The 530-nt window shown below is 63.4% G+C and carries 1 protein-coding gene; it reads right to left on the reverse strand.

Going from position 1 to position 530, the window contains the following annotated elements:
* The coding region (locus tag EN893_RS37260) for an NAD-glutamate dehydrogenase domain-containing protein (RefSeq protein WP_164901561.1) at positions 1–530 on the reverse strand (530 nt) is incomplete at both ends.

Raw genomic sequence — 530 nt, forward strand, 5'->3', positions numbered from 1 at the left:
ATGGTCGAAGGCGGCGATCAGCCGGGTTTTCGGCGACAAAAGCATCCCGTTGCCGAACACGTCGCCCGACATGTCGCCAACCCCGACGACCGTGAAGGACGAGGTCTGGATATCGCGGTTGATCTCGCGGAAATGCCGCTTGACCGCTTCCCAGGCGCCCTTGGCGGTGATGCCCATCTTTTTGTGGTCATAGCCGGCCGAGCCGCCGCTGGCGAAGGCGTCGTCGAGCCAGAAGCCGTGCTTCTCCGAGATCGCGTTGGCGGTGTCGGAGAAGGTCGCCGTGCCCTTGTCGGCGGCAACGACGAAATACGGATCGTCCGGGTCGCGTCTGATGACGCCGGCCGGGGGGATGACACCGTCGAGACCGATATTGTCGGTGATCGACAGCAGGCTGGAGACGAAATTCTTGTAGGCCGAGGTGCCTGCCTCGAAGATCGCGTCGCGACCGGCGCTCATCGGCAGCTTCTTCGGATAGAAGCCGCCCTTGGCGCCAACCGGCACGATGACGGCATTCTTGACCTGCTGTGCCT

Origin of the sequence: Mesorhizobium sp. M7A.F.Ca.CA.004.04.2.1, from assembly GCF_004022825.1 — a bacterium.
Classification (GTDB): Bacteria; Pseudomonadota; Alphaproteobacteria; order Rhizobiales; family Rhizobiaceae; genus Mesorhizobium.